Annotated in this window: 19 protein-coding genes; 5 read left to right on the top strand and 14 right to left on the bottom strand. The window is 37.8% G+C overall.

The genetic code is table 11. The features are described from left to right. Positions 1-19: 19 nt before the first annotated feature. From WC623_RS19175 to pdxA, 11 genes are all read right to left on the bottom strand, one after another. Positions 20-1411, bottom strand: coding sequence for a LutB/LldF family L-lactate oxidation iron-sulfur protein (locus WC623_RS19175; protein WP_372854104.1), 1392 nt, complete (start codon positions 1409-1411; stop codon positions 20-22). A 27-nt stretch (positions 1412-1438) separates the two neighbouring features. After that, entirely contained in the window at positions 1439-3013 is a 1575-nt protein-coding gene (locus WC623_RS19180) for a M28 family peptidase (RefSeq protein ID WP_372854106.1), read from the bottom strand. An 11-nt stretch (positions 3014-3024) separates the two neighbouring features. After that, entirely contained in the window at positions 3025-3462 is a 438-nt protein-coding gene (gene rpiB / locus WC623_RS19185; protein WP_372854108.1) for a ribose 5-phosphate isomerase B, read from the bottom strand. Between the two features lie 23 nt (positions 3463-3485). Further along, entirely contained in the window at positions 3486-4379 is an 894-nt protein-coding gene (tatC, locus tag WC623_RS19190) for a twin-arginine translocase subunit TatC (protein ID WP_372854110.1), read from the bottom strand. Between the two features lie 102 nt (positions 4380-4481). Next, the gene (gene accC, locus WC623_RS19195; RefSeq protein WP_372854112.1) at positions 4482-5822 is read right to left on the bottom strand and encodes an acetyl-CoA carboxylase biotin carboxylase subunit; all 1341 of its coding nucleotides are present in this window, start codon (positions 5820-5822) and stop codon (positions 4482-4484) included. Between the two features lie 21 nt (positions 5823-5843). After that, the gene (gene accB / locus WC623_RS19200) at positions 5844-6317 is read right to left on the bottom strand and encodes an acetyl-CoA carboxylase biotin carboxyl carrier protein (RefSeq protein ID WP_372854114.1); all 474 of its coding nucleotides are present in this window, start codon (positions 6315-6317) and stop codon (positions 5844-5846) included. 73 nt (positions 6318-6390) lie between these two features. Beyond that, positions 6391-7380 carry a beta-ketoacyl-ACP synthase III gene (locus tag WC623_RS19205; protein ID WP_372854116.1) on the bottom strand — a complete coding sequence of 330 codons (990 nt, stop codon included), beginning with the start codon at positions 7378-7380 and terminating at the stop codon, positions 6391-6393. 11 nt (positions 7381-7391) lie between these two features. After that, positions 7392-8330: a phosphate acyltransferase PlsX gene (plsX, locus tag WC623_RS19210; RefSeq protein ID WP_372854118.1), complete on the bottom strand. Its 939-nt coding sequence runs from the start codon at positions 8328-8330 to the stop codon at positions 7392-7394. 97 nt (positions 8331-8427) lie between these two features. Then, on the bottom strand, positions 8428-8619 hold the full coding sequence (gene rpmF, locus WC623_RS19215) for a 50S ribosomal protein L32 (protein ID WP_108555155.1): 192 nt from the start codon (positions 8617-8619) through the stop codon (positions 8428-8430). A gap of 18 nt (positions 8620-8637) precedes the next feature. Beyond that, on the bottom strand, positions 8638-9171 hold the full coding sequence (locus WC623_RS19220) for a DUF177 domain-containing protein (RefSeq protein ID WP_372854120.1): 534 nt from the start codon (positions 9169-9171) through the stop codon (positions 8638-8640). A 59-nt stretch (positions 9172-9230) separates the two neighbouring features. Next, entirely contained in the window at positions 9231-10310 is a 1080-nt protein-coding gene (gene pdxA, locus WC623_RS19225; protein WP_372854122.1) for a 4-hydroxythreonine-4-phosphate dehydrogenase PdxA, read from the bottom strand. Positions 10311-10408: 98 nt separating this feature from the next. Between pdxA and rsmA the strand changes: the two genes are divergently transcribed. The 4 genes from rsmA to WC623_RS19245 all read left to right on the top strand — a co-directional run bounded on the left by rsmA (position 10409) and on the right by WC623_RS19245 (position 13223). Then, positions 10409-11191, top strand: coding sequence for a 16S rRNA (adenine(1518)-N(6)/adenine(1519)-N(6))-dimethyltransferase RsmA (gene rsmA / locus WC623_RS19230; protein WP_372854124.1), 783 nt, complete (start codon positions 10409-10411; stop codon positions 11189-11191). 50 nt (positions 11192-11241) lie between these two features. After that, positions 11242-12177 carry a 2-hydroxyacid dehydrogenase gene (locus WC623_RS19235; protein WP_372854126.1) on the top strand — a complete coding sequence of 312 codons (936 nt, stop codon included), beginning with the start codon at positions 11242-11244 and terminating at the stop codon, positions 12175-12177. A 161-nt stretch (positions 12178-12338) separates the two neighbouring features. Continuing rightward, on the top strand, positions 12339-12812 hold the full coding sequence (gene greA / locus WC623_RS19240) for a transcription elongation factor GreA (protein ID WP_349786594.1): 474 nt from the start codon (positions 12339-12341) through the stop codon (positions 12810-12812). A gap of 9 nt (positions 12813-12821) precedes the next feature. Further along, a complete protein-coding gene (locus WC623_RS19245; protein ID WP_372854129.1) occupies positions 12822-13223 on the top strand; it encodes an HIT family protein in 402 nt (133 codons plus the stop codon). A 170-nt stretch (positions 13224-13393) separates the two neighbouring features. On the opposite strand, the gene WC623_RS19250 is transcribed toward WC623_RS19245, so the two are convergent. Genes WC623_RS19250 through rsgA form a run of 3 tightly spaced genes read right to left on the bottom strand, consistent with a single transcriptional unit; the run spans position 13394 to position 15162 of the window. Continuing rightward, the gene (locus WC623_RS19250; RefSeq protein ID WP_372854131.1) at positions 13394-13720 is read right to left on the bottom strand and encodes a nucleotide pyrophosphohydrolase; all 327 of its coding nucleotides are present in this window, start codon (positions 13718-13720) and stop codon (positions 13394-13396) included. 42 nt (positions 13721-13762) lie between these two features. Next, positions 13763-14215, bottom strand: coding sequence for a D-aminoacyl-tRNA deacylase (dtd, locus tag WC623_RS19255; RefSeq protein WP_372854133.1), 453 nt, complete (start codon positions 14213-14215; stop codon positions 13763-13765). A 26-nt stretch (positions 14216-14241) separates the two neighbouring features. After that, on the bottom strand, positions 14242-15162 hold the full coding sequence (gene rsgA / locus WC623_RS19260) for a ribosome small subunit-dependent GTPase A (protein WP_372854135.1): 921 nt from the start codon (positions 15160-15162) through the stop codon (positions 14242-14244). Between the two features lie 288 nt (positions 15163-15450). Between rsgA and thrA the strand changes: the two genes are divergently transcribed. Beyond that, the gene (thrA, locus tag WC623_RS19265; protein ID WP_372854137.1) at positions 15451-17898 is read left to right on the top strand and encodes a bifunctional aspartate kinase/homoserine dehydrogenase I; all 2448 of its coding nucleotides are present in this window, start codon (positions 15451-15453) and stop codon (positions 17896-17898) included. Positions 17899-17904 lie beyond the last annotated feature (6 nt).

Consider the following 17904-nt stretch of genomic DNA (forward strand, 5'->3'; position numbering starts at 1 on the left):
TAACCTTTCAGAAAAGACTTTAAATATCTTTTGATTCCTTGTTCTTTTCCTCGTATAGTTTTGCAAATGATTTAGGTGCAACTTCTGGCATCTCACGGTATTTACCCCACATCTTTTTAAAGAAGAATTTAAGGAAGAAATTTTTTGCTTTTCCACCAAAGGAATCCATTCTGGATCTTTTCAGCATACCTGTTTTCCAGATCTTCCAGCCAATTCCTTCAGTCTTTGTATTTTGATGAGTTGATGCTGCATCTCTTCTGTTTAACAGTAACATTTTGTGAATGTCTATTTTAACAGGACAGACTTCCGAACATTTACCGCATAGACTAGAGGCATAGCTTAAATGCTTAAACTCTTTCATGCCATTTAAATGTGGCGTAATGATAGAACCAATAGGTCCGCTATAAGTCGTGTTATAGGTATGCCCGCCAATATTCTTATAAACCGGACAAGCATTTAAACAGGCACCACATCTTATGCAATAAAGTCCTTGACGCTGATCTTTCTGAGCCAATAGATTGGTTCGGCCATTGTCTAACAGAATAACATACATTTCTTCAGGACCATCCGTTTCTTCTCCCCGTCTTGGGCCACTTAAAATGGTATTGTATACGGTTAAGTTTTGCCCGGTACCATGGCTGGCAAGAAGTGGCCAGAAAAGATCCAAATCTGCCATAGATGGAATGATCTTTTCAATACCCACTATTGCGATATGAATTTTAGGGAAGGTCGTACAAAGCCTCGCATTGCCTTCGTTTTCTGTTAATGCTATACTTCCGGTATCTGCGATCAGGAAATTACCACCACTAATGCCAATATCTGCTTTCAGGTATTTATCTCTTAAAAGCTCCCGGGCTTTTTGGGTGAGTTGTTCAGGAGTATAATCTAAAGGTGTGCCGAATTTTTCATGGAAAAGTTTGGCGATATCCTCTTTATTTAAGTGCATCGCCGGAGTCACAATATGATAGGGAGGCTGCCCCAATAGCTGAACAATGTATTCACCCAGGTCGCTTTCTAGTGATTCTATCCCCTGTTTTTCCAGAAATTCATTGAGGTGGATCTCTTCGGTAGTCATAGATTTTGACTTGATAACCGTTTTGCCCCCGTTTTTATTGATAATGTTAAGGATTTCTTTCTGAGCCTCGGCGGTATTATTTGCCCAGATCACCTTTCCGCCACGGCGTTGAAAGTTCGATTCAAACTCAGGGAGGAATTTGTCCAGGTTTTCCATAACCCTCCATTTGATTACATGGGCCTTCTTTTTAGAATTCTCCAGGTTTTCAAATTTAGACAAACCACGCTCAACAGCAGTATTGTACTTGCCAATATTGTAGTTAATAGTTTTGCGATGCCCTAAATCAAAGGCTTTTTCATCAGCCTTCACCAAAAATTCCTCAGATACCTTCATCATCCTCCAAATATAAAAATAAAAAAGTCTTTATTTTTTTATAGTACCGTCCTCATTTTTATCTACCATTGGTCGTTTAGCTCCATTTGCCAGTTCCCAGGCGGTATAATAAACAAGTTTTGATCTTTTAGCAAGCATAGGGAAATCTATTTTACTGATTTCATCACCTGGTTGATGATAGTCTTCATGTACGCCATTAAAGTAAAAGATTACTGGAATGCCATGTTTCGCGAAATTGTAATGATCAGAACGGTAATAAAAGCGATTAGGATCAGTACGGTTATTGTACTTTTCATCCAGATTCATCTTTACATAGTCCTGATTTGCCTTTTTGCTGATGCGGTGCAGGTCAGTACTTAGCATATTAGAACCAATAATATATACGAAATTATTGTCTGAGGCATGGGCTTCATCACCACGACCTATCATATCGATATTTAAATTTGTAATGGTATTTTTTAAAGGAAAGACAGGATGTTCCGAATACCAGTCAGATCCCCATAGCCCTTTTTCTTCTCCGGTAACCGTCATAAACAAGATACTTCTCTTAGGGCCTTTGCCTGCTTTTTTGGCTTTCATAAAAGCTTCAGCAATCATCATTACTCCTGTAGTACCAGAGCCGTCATCGTCAGCTCCATTGTTCACTTTATCTCCCGTCTGAGCACCAGTCAGGCCAATGTGATCATAATGAGCCGTGATTACCAATATTTCATTTTTAAGCTTTGGATCTGAACCTTCCAGAAATCCTAAAACATTATCAGCCTTAACCTTTGTTTCAGTTGGCATAGCACTCGCACTAACTGTAACAGCAACTTCTACAGATGCAGGCTTACGATTTGTATCAATTTTACTTTTAACCTCATCAATATTGCTATTTGCAGGTTTTAGCAATTGATTTGCAATCTGTTTACTAATGTAAATAACAGGGATTCCTTGATCTTTTATTTTACGTTCTTTGTGCTCCTGATTATTTAATACCATTGGTTGATATTCCAGTGATCTTTTCGTTTCACTATCCATAGCCCCCATCTTAGGGTCTACAACTAATATAGCTTTGGGGTTTTCTTTGGAGACCTGCATAATCCTAAAAGAAACTGTGTTATAGTTAGAAATAACCTTCGGGACATCATCGCCAAGTATCATCACGACCTTACCTGCTACATTGAATCCATTAAAGTCACTATAGGTTTCAGTCTTTACCCCATATCCCGCAAATAGCACATTATTTGCATTAAAAGTATAACCTTTAGTTATTGAAGTTCTATTGTTATAGAAATCTTTAATTGCTTCAGCAGGCTGCCCATCAATTGTAAGGATTTGACTATTGCCAATATTTATAATATCAACAGGTTGAAAATAATCTCCATTGACAGGGCCTTTTAGGCCGATTTCTTTAAAAAAGTTCTTAATATAATCTGCAGCCATCCAACCACCTTTTACACCTGTACCCCTGCCTTCATACTCATCAGAAGCGAGTACAGATAAGTGTTTGTAAGCGTTTTCTTTAGTGATGGTTTGACTAAATTTAATGGCATCTTTATTTTGTGCCACTGCAGTACAGCCTAGGAGTAATACCAGGCTGGTGTATAGGAAAGATCTTTTCATAACCTGAGTTTTTAGCAAGACATTTTACCTACTCTTCCAGCATGTCTACCTCCTTCAAAAGCAGTATTTAGAAAGGTCGTAACCATTTCTTTAGCCAGATCTTCAGATACAAATCTTTCAGGGATACAAATGATATTCGCATTGTTATGCAATCTTGCCAATTCCGCAATTTCTTTCTGCCAGCAAATTGCCGCGCGGATTCCTTGATGCTTGTTTGCTGTTATGGCAACACCATTCGCACTCCCACAAACCAGTACCCCAAAATTAAACACTCCACTTTCGACAGCATTGGCAACAGGGTGTGCAAAATCCGGATAGTCGACAGAGTCAGGACTGAAAGTACCAAAGTCTTTTACTTCATGGTCACTTAAAAATGATTTTAGTAACTCTTTGTATTTAAATCCGGCATGATCTGAGCCAATAGCAATTTTAAATTTGGTTGTTGACATTTTTTTTAAATGAATGGTTAGAATTATGGATTTTTTACTCTGGCAACGCCGTATAGTTCTTTGTTCCGCTTACGCTCTATACTTGCTGATATAAAGATACTCACTTCGTACAAGATAAATAGTGGGAAAGCAACTACTACCATCGTTAATACATCTGCAGTTGGTGTAATTACAGCTGCAACAATTAGAATAATTACAGCTGCATATCTTCTGGTAGAACGCATGAATGCAGGAGTCATGATTCCAAATTTTGATAAGATATAGATCACAACTGGCAACTGGAAGATGACACCAGAACCTATAGTTAATGTAGCAACAGAAGAAAGATAAGATGTTATGGTAAACGTATTCTGAATGTCAGGACTTACTGTGAAATTGGTCAGGAAGTTTACAGATAGGGGACATACAATGTAATAACCAAATAAAATCCCTATAAAGAAAAGGGTAGAGGCGAAGACAACAAAACTGCTTGCTGATTTACGTTCGTTTTCGTGTAGTGCCGGTTTAATAAATAACCAAAGCTCAAATAATATATAAGGAATACCTAACATAATACCCACCATTACACAGGCATTAATTTGAAGGGTAAATTGTCCAGCCATCTCTGTATTGATGATTTTTGCATCTATATGGGTAATACAGAAATCTGAACCAAATAAATTTGGCCAGGCCGCTACCATTTTGCACATCATTCTATAGGTCCAGAAATCAGGGTTTTTAGGCCCCATTATCAGTGTGTTAAAAATGAAGTCAGAAAACCAGAATGCTCCAATTGTAATCAGTACAATTACCAATAGTGATCGTAATAAATGTTTTCGAAGTACGTCTATATGGTCAAAAAAGGACATTTCTGCCTCTAAAGTTTTTCCTTTTTCTTTTATGGCCCCAATCAGGTCACGTTTTTTATGCTCACTCATGTACGTTATTTGTAAAACAAAAATACCATTCTTTTATTTAGAATGGTATTTACGTTTTAAATCTATAAAATAGTTTTCAACTGAATGTATTGATTATCTCCTTTATTCAGAAAACTCGAAGGTTTCCATAAACTTAGTCGTAAAATTACCAGCTCTAAAGTTAGGATCTTTCATCAATTTTAAGTGGAAGGGAATGGTAGTTTTTATGCCTTCAATCACAAATTCACTTAATGCACGTTCCATTGTACTGATGGCCTCTTCACGTGTTTGTGCAACACAAATTAATTTGGCAATCATCGAGTCATAGTTTGATGGAATCTGATATCCTGCATAAACATGCGTATCAACCCTTACTCCATGTCCACCCGGCGAATGGAAATTCGTTATTTTACCCGGTGATGGTCTGAAGTTATTAAAAGGATCTTCCGCATTGATTCTGCATTCTATTGCATGCATATCAGGTAAATAATTTTTACCGGAAATTGGAACTCCAGAAGCAACTTTGATCTGTTCTTTAATTAAGTCATAATTGATTACCTCTTCTGTAACCGGGTGTTCAACCTGGATACGGGTATTCATTTCCATGAAATAAAAGTTACGGTGCTTATCTACTAAGAACTCTATAGTACCTGCACCTTCGTATTGAACAGCAATGGCACCTTTAATCGCAGCTTCACCCATTCTTTCACGTAATTCAGGTGTCATAAACGGAGAAGGAGCTTCCTCAACCAATTTTTGATGCCTGCGCTGAATAGAACAGTCACGCTCAGATAAGTGACAAGCTTTACCATACTGATCTCCAATAATCTGGATTTCAATATGACGTGGATCTTCAATATATTTTTCTAAATAAAGACCATCATTACCGAAAGCTGCACCAGATTCTTGTCTGGCACTATCCCATGCATTTTCAAAGTCTTCATCTTTCCAAACTACACGCATTCCACGGCCACCACCACCGGCAGTAGCTTTAAGGATAACCGGATAACCAATTTCGTTAGCAGTTGCAATACCGTCTTTAACATTTTCAACCAAGCCCTCAGAACCAGGAATCGTAGGTACCCCCGCTTTTTTCATGGTTTCTTTTGCCGAAGCTTTATCGCCCATTGAATTGATCTGCTCTGGAGTTGCTCCTATGAATTTAATTCCATAGTCACGGCAAACAGAAGAAAACTTAGCATTTTCAGATAAGAATCCGTAACCAGGGTGAATCGCATCTGCATTAGTTAATTCAGCTGCAGAAATGATATTTGGAATGCTTAGATAAGAATCTTTACTTGGTGGCGGACCTATACAAACGGCTTCATCAGCAAACCTAACATGTAAACTCTCTCTGTCGGCAGTAGAGTAAACAGCCACGGTTTTGATGCCCATTTCTTTACAGGTACGAATAATGCGTAAAGCAATCTCGCCCCTGTTGGCAATTAATATTTTCTTAAACATATTTTCTTTCCTTTTCAGGGATTAAATTGGCTCTACTAAAAATAAAGGTTGGTCATACTCAACTGGTGATGCATTCTCAACCAGAACTTTTACGATTCTACCAGAAACTTCACTTTCAATTTCATTGAAAAGTTTCATAGCTTCAATAATACAGATTACTTTACCTGTAGAAATTTCATCACCAACATTTACAAAAGAAGGTTTATCAGGACTTGCAGAACGATAGAAAGTACCAATCATTGGTGATTTAACAGTGATGTACTTTGAAGTATCTTCAACAGGTGCTGACGATTTGTTTTCAGTAGGGGCAATTGCTTGCGGGGCAGCAACAGCTGCTGCAACAGCAGGAACCGGAGCAGCTACAGTTGCTTGAACAATTGTAGGTGTCTGATTGGTTTTAATAGTAATTTTGAAGTCTTCCTGCTCAATAGCTACTTCGTTTACGCCCGAACGAGAAACAAATTTAATAAGTTCCTGAATTTGCTTAATATCCATTTTTTTAGGTATTTTTTAGAAAAAATAGTACGTCTTTAGAACTATCTAAGTTAAGATTATTTATTTTATAAAATTAGTAGGCCCATTTTAAATAAACTGAACCCCAGGTAAATCCACCTCCAAAAGCAGCTAATATTAAATTGTCGCCTTTTTTAAGCTGGCTTTCCCATTCCCATAAACATAAGGGGATGGTGCCATTTGTCGTATTCCCATAACGTTGAATATTGATCATCACCTTTTCAGCACCAACACCCATTCTGGATGCAGTAGCATCAATAATTCGTTTATTGGCTTGATGTGGTACCAGCCAGGTTACATCATCAGAAGTTAATTGGTTACGGTCCATGATTTCTGCAGCAACATCAGCCATATTTGTAACGGCAAATTTAAATACTGCCTGCCCTTCCTGATAAACAACGTGTTCATTATTATCTATGGTTTCGTGTGATGCAGGACGTGCAGAACCGCCAGCTTTTTGATGCAGATATTGTTTTCCTGCACCATCACTTTTTAGAATAGAATCCATAACGCCCAGGCCTTCTTCATTTGGTTCTAATAAAACTGCCCCACAACCATCACCAAAAATGATACAGGTGGTACGGTCTTCATAGTTTATAATAGATGACATTTTATCACCACCTACAACCAAAACCTTTTTGTGTTTGCCGGATTCAATAAATTGAGATGCAGTTGATAAGCCATAAATGAAGCCCGAACAGGCTGCCTGAAGGTCATATCCCCATGCATTTTTGGCGCCGATTTTATCGGCTAAGATGTTTGCAGATGCAGGGAAAGGCATATCGGGAGTAGTAGTACAGAAAATGATCAGTTCAATTTCTTCAGCACTTATTCCACGTTTTTTAAGTAATCCATTCACAGCATGAACTGCCATGTCTGATGTACCTAATCCTTCTCCCTTTAATATTCTTCGCTCTTTGATTCCTGTCCTGGATGTAATCCATTCGTCGGTAGTGTCTACAATTGATTCAAGCTCTTTGTTGGTCATTACGTAATCAGGTACATAACCATGAACAGCTGTAATCGCAGCGTGAATTTTACTCATTTTATTTAAAATTATTTAAATGCGGCTTGTATTTTTTCAACCAAGCCGGTTGTAATCATGTCTCTGGATTGCAGAATCATGTTTTTAACAGCCAATGGTGTTGAAATACCATGACCAATAACTACAGGTGCATTAACTCCTAAAACAGGACTGCCACCATAGTTTTCATAATTAAAGCGGTCAAAGAATTCATCCTTCAAACCTCTTTTTAAAGTCAGTACATAGAAGGACTCTGCAAGTTTAAGCATTACATTTCCTGTAAAACCATCACATACAATTACATCGGCTTTATCATTGAACAAGTCCCGACCTTCCACATTACCTACAAAATTAAACAGGTTTGTGTCTTTCATTAAAGGAAATGTAGCCAAACTAAGCATATCACCTTTTTCATCTTCTTCACCTATGTTCATTAATGCAACCTTCGGGTTTTCAATCCCCATTACATTTTCTGCATACATACTTCCTAATACACCAAATTGCAATAAGGTATCAGGCTTACAGTCTGCATTTGCTCCAACATCAAGCATTAGACCTATGCCTCCAGAAAGTTTAGGAAGGAAAGTAGTTAAACAAGGCCTGATGATGCCAGGAATTGTTTTTACACTAAACACAGCCCCGACGAGCATGGCACCTGAATTCCCTGCACTTGCAAATGAATCTAGTTTCCCCTCTTTCAGTAGGCTGAAACCAACAGATATGCTGGAATTAGGCTTTTGAACAATAGCCTTAGTGGGATGTTCGCCCATACCAATTACTTCTTCGGTATGAACATAGTCAAAGTGATCCGGATTAAATCCGTTTTCAATCAGGATGGGCTTAATTTGCTGAGTATCTCCAATAAGCACTATTTGCTCATCCGAAGATAACAAGGGATGAGCCGCTATTGCTCCTAAAACATTAGCTTTAGGAGCATAGTCTCCGCCCATTATATCGAGACCTATTCTCATAGTAAAATCAGTTTGTGTACCAGGCAAAATTGCCGATTTCTAAAGGCGCTAAGTTAAACTATAGCGCAGTTAAAACACAAACTATTTTTCAAGAAAATTAACCTATTGAGGTGTTTTCAATAACCAATTTACCGTTGTAGTATAAGTTACCATCAACGTTGTAAGCGCGGTGAGGTACGTGGATTGCACCTGTTGTTTGACAAGTAGCTAAAGAAGGAGCTTCTGCTTTGTAGTGAGTTCTTCTCTTATCTCTTCTGCTCTTAGAAACTTTACGTTTTGGATGTGCCATTGTTGATTTGTTTAATTATTATTTTAATTTCTTTAATGCCGCCCACCTTGGATCGTCATTTTGTTGTTCTTCTTCTTGTTGTGAGCCAACTGATAAGCTTTCAAGTCTTGCAATCATTTCTTGATCACACTTCTGTCCGCTACCGTTTTCTTCACAGATCTTAATATAAGGTACAGATACCGTAATAAATTCGTAAATCAGTTCTGAGACATCAAGCTCACTTTCTTTTTTACTCAATACAATGATCTCAAGGTCATCGCTTTCTAATTCATCCTCAGCAAATTTTACAATCTGCCTTTCCTTTACCTCTATTGGTGCTTCAAATTCAGCTAAACATTTGTCGCAATCTAATACTATGTTTCCTTTTATGTGGAAATGAAGTATCAGCATTGTTTCTTGTTTGTCTAGCTCAACCGCTACTTTTAATTCTCCCTTTTTTACTAAAGAGTATTCAAAAGCATCAAAAAAGCTGTTATCAATCTCAAAATCAAACTGATGTTTGCCAATTTTTAAGCCGGTAAATGGGATTGAAAATTGTTTTAATGGTTTCAATTGTAACAAAATTTTAGCCCGCAAATGTAGAGATTATTTTTAATGGTTGCAAATCTTTTTTAATTCGCATCATCTTTCATATCCGAAGCTGTTTCAATAACTTTTCCACCAGTTCGTAGCTGGTTGCTTAATAATGCTTCTTGCTCTCTTCTATTCCTAACAATATGTGTGGCCGCAAAAATTGCTTCGATGAATGAAGAAGGGTCTGCAAGGTTCTTTCCGGCTATATCATAACCAGTGCCGTGATCCGGTGAAGTGCGTACAATTTTTAGACCAGCAGAGAAGTTTACTCCTGTGCCAAAAGCGATGGTCTTAAATGGAATTAAACCCTGATCATGATACATCGCCAGAACAGCATCAAATTGCTTATGACTACCATTGCCGAAGAAACCATCCGCAGGATATGGTCCAAAACAGATCACTCCTTTATCAAAAGCTTCTTGAATGGCAGGCATGATGACCTCTTGTTCTTCATTACCTAAAAGACCATTATCGCCAGCATGAGGATTTAATCCTAATACCGCAATCTTAGGTTTTTCAATCCAAAAATCTTTTTTTAAACTCTCATTCATCATGAGTAGTTTTTTTACAATCTTTTCTTTAGTGATGTTTTGCGAAATGTCTTTTACTGGAATATGTCCGGTAACAACACCAACACGGATATCTTCACTGATCATAAACATCAAAACATCAGGACTATTACTTTGTTCCTGTAGGTACTCTGTGTGCCCCGGGAATTTAAAAGTTTCTGATTGTATGTTATGTTTGTTAATCGGTGCAGTAACCAATGCGTCAATTTCACCTTTTATCAATGCATCAGTAGCTTTCTGAAGAGATAATAATGCATATTTTCCACCGGTTTCGTTAGAAACACCAAGGTCAATCTTTACATCTTCTTCCCAGCAGTTAATCAGGTTAGCCTTTTTTGTATTAGCTGTTGATGGATCATTGATCACATTAAAAGCAAAATCTGTTAAGCCTAAAGCTTTTCTATGATAAGAAGCAACTTTTGTATGGCCGTATACTATTGGCGTACAGTAGTCAAGTATGCTATTGTGTGATAAGGCTTTTAAGATTACTTCTAATCCAATCCCATTTATGTCGCCAATGCTGATTCCAATTTTAATTTTATTGCTCATGCCTGAATAGAAATTTGGCGCAAATTACAGTTTTTCAATTAATGTTAGCTTGATGCTGGTAAAACTTTACTTATTTTGCAGCTTTTAAGGGAGAATATATGAGTTTGGTTAAAGCAAAAAAACATTTAGGGCAACATTTTTTAACTGATAAAAACATTGCAGCTAAGATCGTAAACGGCCTTGTCCATACCGATAAATATAAACAAGTGCTTGAAGTAGGGCCAGGAATGGGAATTCTTTCTGATCTTTTACTGGAACGTAAAGACATCGAAACCTACCTGATAGATATTGATGTGGAATCTTATCATTTTTTACAGCAAAAATATCCCCAACTCGGTGAAAGGCTGATTAATGGAGATTTTCTTGCACTCGATCTTTCTGCAATCTTTAAAGAGAAATATGCTATAATTGGTAATTTTCCTTACAATATATCTTCTCAGATACTTTTCAAGATACTAGAGAACAGACAGAACGTTGTGGAGATGGTTGGGATGTTCCAAAAAGAAGTTGCAGAACGTTGTGCTTCTAAATCAGGAACTAAAGATTATGGGATATTGAGTGTCTTAATCCAGGCTTATTATGATATAGAATATCTCTTTACAGTAAAACCAGGGACATTTAATCCGCCACCAAAAGTAAACTCAGGAGTGATCAGGTTAAGTAGAAATAATGTTGAAACTTTGCCTTGCGATGAGAAATTATTCTGGCGTACGGTAAAGGCGGGCTTTAATCAGCGTAGAAAGACTTTGAGAAATGCACTTTCAGGAGTAGTACCTAAAGATAAAATGGATACTAATCCATTTTTTGATAAACGTGCAGAACAGTTAAGTGTGGCAAACTTTATAGAGCTAACAGCACACCTTACAGAATTGACTAAGTAATATTTTAATCAGGTTAAATACCTAACCATTATAAACACATAAGTATACAGATGAAAGGAAAGATCTTAATTGTCGACGATTTGCACCCTATATTTAAAGAAAGTGCCACTGCAATGGGCTTTGAGGTTCATGATCGACCATTAATTACCAGAGCTGAAACACTTGATATCATTGCAGATTATGACGGTATTGCTGTTCGTACAAAATTCAAGATCGACAAAGAACTGATGCAGGCTGGGTCGAATCTTAAGTTTGTGGCAAGAGCTGGTGCCGGTATGGACAATATTGACGTGCCTTTTGCAAAACAACAAGGGATAGAGCTGCTCAATGCTCCTGAAGGAAATATGGATGCGGTTGGAGAACATGCAACGGGGATGTTGTTGTCGCTGATGAACAATTTTAGGCAAGCAGATATTCAGGTTCGTAATGGAATATGGGATAGAGAAGGCAATCGTGGATATGAATTGAAAGGAAAAACTGTAGGTATAATTGGTTATGGCTTCATGGGGCAAAGTTTTGCTAAAAAGCTTGCCGGATTTGGAGTTCATGTAATTGCCTATGATAAATATAAAACGGGGTTTAGTGATGATTATGCAAAGGAAGTAAGTATGGAGGAAATTGTAAAACAATGCGATGTGCTGAGTTTACATATTCCTCTAACTGAAGAAACCCGTCAAATGGTGGACGATGAATACTTGTTTCATTTCCGTAAACCTATATTTTTTATTAATACAGCAAGGGGTGAGGTTGCCAGTGTACCAGCTATTTTAAAAGCCCTTGATCAGGGTAAGATATTGGGTGCCGGACTTGATGTTTTGCAGGTAGAAAAACTGCCGGCTTTGATAGAACAAGATTGGTATAATGACCTAAAATCATCTGAGAAGGTTATATTAACCCCCCATGTTGGTGGATGGACATTCGATTCTTATAGAAAGATATCTGAAGTGCTTATCGAGAAGTTGAGAAGTTTGCATCCTTTAGATTAATTAATTCGGGACTTCTTGTAAGGGGAAAGTTAAAATATTCAAAATATTTGCTTTTGTCGGAACACCCCATTATCTTCGTTTTAATTGAAGCAAGACTATGTAGGCGATAAAGCCGATGTAGTCTTGTTTGCTTTTTATAGGATTGACAAAATAATTGAGCTATGACAGAAGTAACATATTATACCCAAGAGGGGCTGGATAAACTGAAGGAAGAACTACAGTATTTAAAAACTACTGGCAGACAACAGATTTCAAAGGCGATTGCTGAAGCCAGAGATAAAGGTGATCTATCTGAGAATGCAGAGTATGATGCAGCAAAAGAGGCGCAGGGTTTACATGAAGCTAAGATCTCAAAAATGGAGGGTACACTTTCTACAGCCCGTTTAATTGATGAGTCTAAATTAGATACCTCAAAAGTGCTTGCGCTTTCTATCGTGAAAATAAAGAATGTTAAAAACGGTGCTACAATGTCGTACCAGTTGGTTGCAGAATCTGAAGCAGATCTTAAGAGTGGAAAAATCTCTGTAAAATCTCCAATTGCAAAAGGTTTGCTTGGTAAATCCGTAGGTGACACTACAGAAATTGATGTGCCAGCAGGAAAAATGCAATTTGAAATCTTAGAGATCAGTAGATAAAATCAAACTATGGCTAGTATTTTTTCAAAAATTGTAGCAGGTGAAATTCCGGCACACGTTGTTGCTGAAACTACCGAGTTCCTGGCTTTCCTTGATGTGAGTCCATTGGTAATGGGACATGTGTTGGTTATTCCTAAGAAGGAAATCGATTACATTTTTGACATGGATGAGGAAAGTTATTTCGGATTAACCTTATTTGCTAAAATAGTGGCAACAGGATTAAAACAAGCATTTCCTTGTACAAAAGTAGGAGTGGCGGTTATTGGATTAGAGGTTCCGCATGTGCACATTCATTTGATTCCGATGAACAATGTTAGTGATATGAATTTCGCTAAAGCCAAGTTACAGCCTACTCAGGAAGAACTGGCAGAAGCAGCAGCCAAGATTAAGGCGGCGCTTTCTAAAGAATAAAAAACTGGAATCTCCTCGCAGCCGGGAATCTTTCCCAATGAAGAATCGGAAAAGTTCCTAAGTCTGCTCAGAGACACCAGTTTTTTCTTTAAGCATGACGCATAAGTAAAATGTATAAAAAAAGCAGGATCATATGGTCCTGCTTTTTTTAATACGTTTAGTTTATGTGATTACTTTAATTTCTGATTGTTTTTATGACGTTCGGCATCCCGGATGGTTTTCTTTTCCAGATTCTTTTGCAAGGCTACAGTCAAATCAATACCTGTTTGGTTAGCTAAGCAGATCAGTACAAACATAACGTCCGCCATTTCATCTGCAAGGTTTACCGCTTCATCACTTTTTTTAAAGGATTGTTCACCGTATTTACGCGACATGATTCTGGCAACTTCACCAACTTCTTCCATTAAAATGGCTGTATTGGTTAGTTCGTTAAAGTACCTTATGCCAGTTGTTTTTATCCATTGATCTACCGTTTCTTGTGCTTCAGCTATAGTCATGTGTGCTAATTTATTGAAATGTATTTGATAGTCATTAAAAGACTATTCTTTGTTTTTTGAATCTATAGTTATGGTAACCGGGCCATCATTGATCAGGCTGATTTTCATATCTGCACCGAATATTCCGGTTTGTATTTCCTTATCCAGTTGCTGGGAGAGTTGCTGGATCATACTTTCGTAAAGAGGGATTGCTTTATCCGGCCTGGCAGCTCTGGTAAAGCCTGGCCTGTTGCCTTTTTTAGTCGTGGCGAATAAGGTAAACTGGCTAATCAGTAGAATGTTGCCACTCACGTCAGCAAGTGTTTTATTCATCAGGCCGTTTTCATCACCAAAAACACGCATGTTTACGATTTTGCCAGCCAGCCATTCTAAATCTTCTTGAGTATCTGCATCTTCAATGCCTAATAATACCAGGAAACCGATGTTGATACTGCCTGTAACCTCACCTGCTACCTTACAGTTTGCTTCAGTAACCCTTTGTATAACCGCTCTCATATATTCATACCTGAATTCAAAAAGTTTTAGGACCTGGTTTCGTTACCATGATAAATACTCAGATAACTTTCATACCTGCTCAATTCTATTTCCCCATTTTCTACGGCTTTAATAACCGCACAGCCTGGTTCGTTGACATGTCTGCAGTTGTTAAACTTGCAAGCATGCATCAGGTCTCTCATTTCCCTAAAGTAATGTCCAAGTTCTTCTGGCCTGATGTCAAATATGCCCAATTCACGGATACCTGGAGTATCAATTAAATAACCTCCGAATGGTAAAGCATGCATCTCCGCAAAAGTAGTGGTATGCTGACCTTTATCAGTAGATTCTGATATCTCGCCGGTTTTAATACTATATCCTGGGAGTAAAGCATTAATCAGACTCGATTTTCCTACACCTGAATGTCCTGAAAATAATGTCGTTTTATCTTTTAACAATGATTCAATCAAGTCTATATTGGTGCCTTCCAGTGCAGAGACAGAGTAGCATGGGTATCCAATGTTTTCATAGATATCCTGATATGCAGCCAGAATTTCGAGTCCATCCTCATGGAATAGGTCGAGTTTATTAAATATCAGCATCGCTGGAATATCATAGGCTTCTGCAGTAGCCAGAAAGCGATCTATAAAACCTAAAGATGTACGTGGTGATGCCAGAGTTACAACCAGGAAGGCCTGATCCATATTGGCTGCAATAATCTGTGCCTGTTTAGATAAATTAATAGACTTACGGATAATATAGTTCCTGCGTTCATAGAGCTTATAAATTACTCCATTTTCTGAATTTGGTTCCAACTCAAATTCTACCCGGTCGCCCACAGCAATAGGATTAGTAGTTTGGATACCCTGTATCCTGAATTTGCCTTTTATCCGGCAATGATAGTCAAGCCCATTTTCTGCATGTACCTGATACCAGCTTCCTGTTGATTTTATTACTAATCCTTGCATATAATGGGTAAAGGTAAGAAAATGTTCAAATTTATAATTCCTACTAAATCGATCGGTTAATAAATTATTTTTATAAAGATTTGCTAATTAGAAAAATATAACTTTACTTTACGGCCAGTAAGTGTAAAAAATACAATGTATAACAATTCAACCATTACTACCACAACCACAACCACCGGATTAGTTCGGAGGAAGGTAAGCTAGTGGGCTGAAAAAAAATAAAATATAACAACCACGAAAAGCGCCTTCCTCTATAGGGGAAGGCGCTTTTTTGATTAACCAGCAACTATGAATATTTTAAAATTTGGAGGTACGTCTGTCGGTTCAGCACAAAGCATAAGTGCACTAATAGATATCTTAAAGAAAGAAAAGGGTGATGAAAATCCTATTGTTGTACTTTCGGCAATGGGCGGTGTAACCAATACACTGCTAGAAATGGCAGAGAATGCGCGCAATTCACAAGATTATGCAGATCAGTTAAAAACGATTGAAACAAAACATTTCGAAGTAATTCGTACGCTGTTACCGGCAATTGCACAGAACCCAGTACTTACCAAATTAAAAATCTATTTTAATGAGCTGGAGGATATCCTGCAATCTGTATATAACCTCCGTGAGCTGAGTTTACAAACTAAAGATCTTATTCTGAGTTATGGTGAACGCTGTTCAAATGTAATGGTTAGTCATATTGCCCGTCAGCAATTTCCTAATGCTGTGTATGTTGACGGATCTGAATTGATAAAAACTGATAGCAATTTTGGTCAGGCAAAAGTGAATAACCAGCTGACAGAAATACTTATTAAAGAGTTTTACGAAGCAAATAGTGATAAATTAATGTTCGTAACTGGCTTTATTGCCAGCAATGATGAAGGACGTATTACTACTTTGGGAAGGGGAGGAAGCGATTACACTGCAGCTATTTGGGGGGCAGTTTTAAATGCAGGAGAGATTCAAATCTGGACTGATGTTGATGGAATGCTTACTGCAGACCCAAGGATTGTAAAAAAGGCTTTCTCACTTCCGGAACTAAGTTATATTGAAGCAATGGAGTTGTCTTATTTTGGGGCTAAGGTGATTTACCCGCCAACTATGACTCCTGCTTTTTTAAAGAAGATACCAATAGTTATTAAGAATACCTTCAATGTTGATTTTGCTGGTACTTATATTAAGCATGGAGTACAAGCTTCAAGTTTACCCATAAAAGGGATTTCTTCTATAGATGAAATCAGTATCTTAAACCTTTCTGGTAGTGGAATGGTAGGTAAAGCAGGTTTCAGCGGCCGTCTATTCTCTCTTTTATCCCGAGAGCAGGTAAATGTAGTACTCATCACTCAATCATCTTCTGAACATAGCATTACTTTCGCTGTAAAACCTGCAGATGCACTTAAGGCATTGTCATTAATCAATAAGGAATTTGAACTGGAACTTCAGGCAAGAAAACTGGAGTATCCAGAAGTAGAAAGCGGACTTTCTGTATTGGCTATTGTAGGAGAAAACATGAAGCGTACACCTGGGATTTCAGGAAGGTTGTTTAATGCCCTTGGTCGCAATGGAGTAAATATCAGAGCAATTGCTCAAGGTTCATCTGAATATAATATTTCTGTAATCATCTCACGTGCCGATCTTTCTAAAGCCGTAAATGCGGTACATGATGCCTTCTATTCAGATTTAAAGAAAACATTGAATGTATTTTGTCTGGGTACAGGGAATATTGGTAAAACTTTGTTTCAACAATTACAAAATCAAATGCCATTCCTGGCAAAGAATAATGATTTGCAGGTAAAAGTAATGGGTATTTGTAATACACGTAAAATGTACTTGAATCCAAATGGGATTGACCTAAATACCTGGGAGCCTGAACTGGAAGCTAATGGGGAGAAGGCAGAACTGGCCGGATTCATTAAAAAAATGAAAGACATGAACCTGGCTAATTGTGTATTTGTAGATAACACTGCCAGTCATAATCCTATTCAGTATTATTTAGATGTGCTGCAATCAAGCATATCCGTAGTAACCTGTAACAAAATTGGAAATTCAGCAGAATACGAGCAATATGCAGCCTTTAAGGATGCAGCAAGGAAACATGGTGTTGATTTCTTTTATGAAACTAATGTTGGGGCTGGACTACCAATTATCCGCACATTAAAAGACCTGATGCTTAGTGGAGATAGAATCAATCGCATAGAAGCCATTTTGTCGGGTACAATATCTTACATCTTTAACAATTTTAAAGGTGATAGATTGTTCCATGAAGTCGTGAAAGAAGCCCAGGATCTAGGATATACTGAGCCAGATCCAAGGGACGACCTGAACGGAAAAGATTTTATGCGTAAAATGTTAATCCTTGCTCGTGATGCAGGTTATGCATTGGAAGAAAAGGACGTTTCTATTGAAAGTATGTTGCCAGCAGCATGTCTGGCGGCAGCAAGTGTGCCAGATTTCTATAAAGAAATGGAAAACAATGCCGCACATTTCGAAAACTTAAAGCAACAGGCAGCCAAGGATAATAAAGTATTGAGGTATATAGGTAAGCTGGAAGATGGCAAGGTTTCCATTACACTGGAAATGGTTGATGATAGTCATCCTTTTTATATGCTATCAGGAAGTGATAACATCATATCTTTCACAACTGACAGGTATAAAGAACGTCCTTTGGTAGTTAAAGGGCCTGGTGCAGGAGCAGAGGTAACTGCCGCAGGTGTATTTGCCGATATCATAAACGTGGGTAAGAGATAATTTAAA

This window comes from Pedobacter sp. (genome assembly GCF_041645105.1).
In the GTDB taxonomy this organism is placed as follows: Bacteria; Bacteroidota; Bacteroidia; order Sphingobacteriales; family Sphingobacteriaceae; genus Pedobacter.

Coding starts and splice junctions, on each gene's coding strand:
- rpmF (WP_108555155.1), bottom strand. CDS start 8,619: ATGGCACATCCAAAACGTAAAGTTTCTAAGAGCAGAAGAGATAAGAGA.
- accC (WP_372854112.1), bottom strand. CDS start 5,822: ATGTTTAAGAAAATATTAATTGCCAACAGGGGCGAGATTGCTTTACGC.
- rpiB (WP_372854108.1), bottom strand. CDS start 3,462: ATGTCAACAACCAAATTTAAAATTGCTATTGGCTCAGATCATGCCGGA.
- greA (WP_349786594.1), top strand. CDS start 12,339: ATGACAGAAGTAACATATTATACCCAAGAGGGGCTGGATAAACTGAAG.
- thrA (WP_372854137.1), top strand. CDS start 15,451: ATGAATATTTTAAAATTTGGAGGTACGTCTGTCGGTTCAGCACAAAGC.
- dtd (WP_372854133.1), bottom strand. CDS start 14,215: ATGAGAGCGGTTATACAAAGGGTTACTGAAGCAAACTGTAAGGTAGCA.
- WC623_RS19245 (WP_372854129.1), top strand. CDS start 12,822: ATGGCTAGTATTTTTTCAAAAATTGTAGCAGGTGAAATTCCGGCACAC.
- WC623_RS19175 (WP_372854104.1), bottom strand. CDS start 1,411: ATGATGAAGGTATCTGAGGAATTTTTGGTGAAGGCTGATGAAAAAGCC.
- WC623_RS19180 (WP_372854106.1), bottom strand. CDS start 3,013: ATGAAAAGATCTTTCCTATACACCAGCCTGGTATTACTCCTAGGCTGT.
- plsX (WP_372854118.1), bottom strand. CDS start 8,330: ATGAGAATAGGTCTCGATATAATGGGCGGAGACTATGCTCCTAAAGCT.
- WC623_RS19235 (WP_372854126.1), top strand. CDS start 11,242: ATGAAAGGAAAGATCTTAATTGTCGACGATTTGCACCCTATATTTAAA.
- pdxA (WP_372854122.1), bottom strand. CDS start 10,310: ATGAGCAATAAAATTAAAATTGGAATCAGCATTGGCGACATAAATGGG.
- tatC (WP_372854110.1), bottom strand. CDS start 4,379: ATGAGTGAGCATAAAAAACGTGACCTGATTGGGGCCATAAAAGAAAAA.
- accB (WP_372854114.1), bottom strand. CDS start 6,317: ATGGATATTAAGCAAATTCAGGAACTTATTAAATTTGTTTCTCGTTCG.
- WC623_RS19250 (WP_372854131.1), bottom strand. CDS start 13,720: ATGACTATAGCTGAAGCACAAGAAACGGTAGATCAATGGATAAAAACA.
- rsgA (WP_372854135.1), bottom strand. CDS start 15,162: ATGCAAGGATTAGTAATAAAATCAACAGGAAGCTGGTATCAGGTACAT.
- rsmA (WP_372854124.1), top strand. CDS start 10,409: ATGAGTTTGGTTAAAGCAAAAAAACATTTAGGGCAACATTTTTTAACT.
- WC623_RS19205 (WP_372854116.1), bottom strand. CDS start 7,380: ATGAGTAAAATTCACGCTGCGATTACAGCTGTTCATGGTTATGTACCT.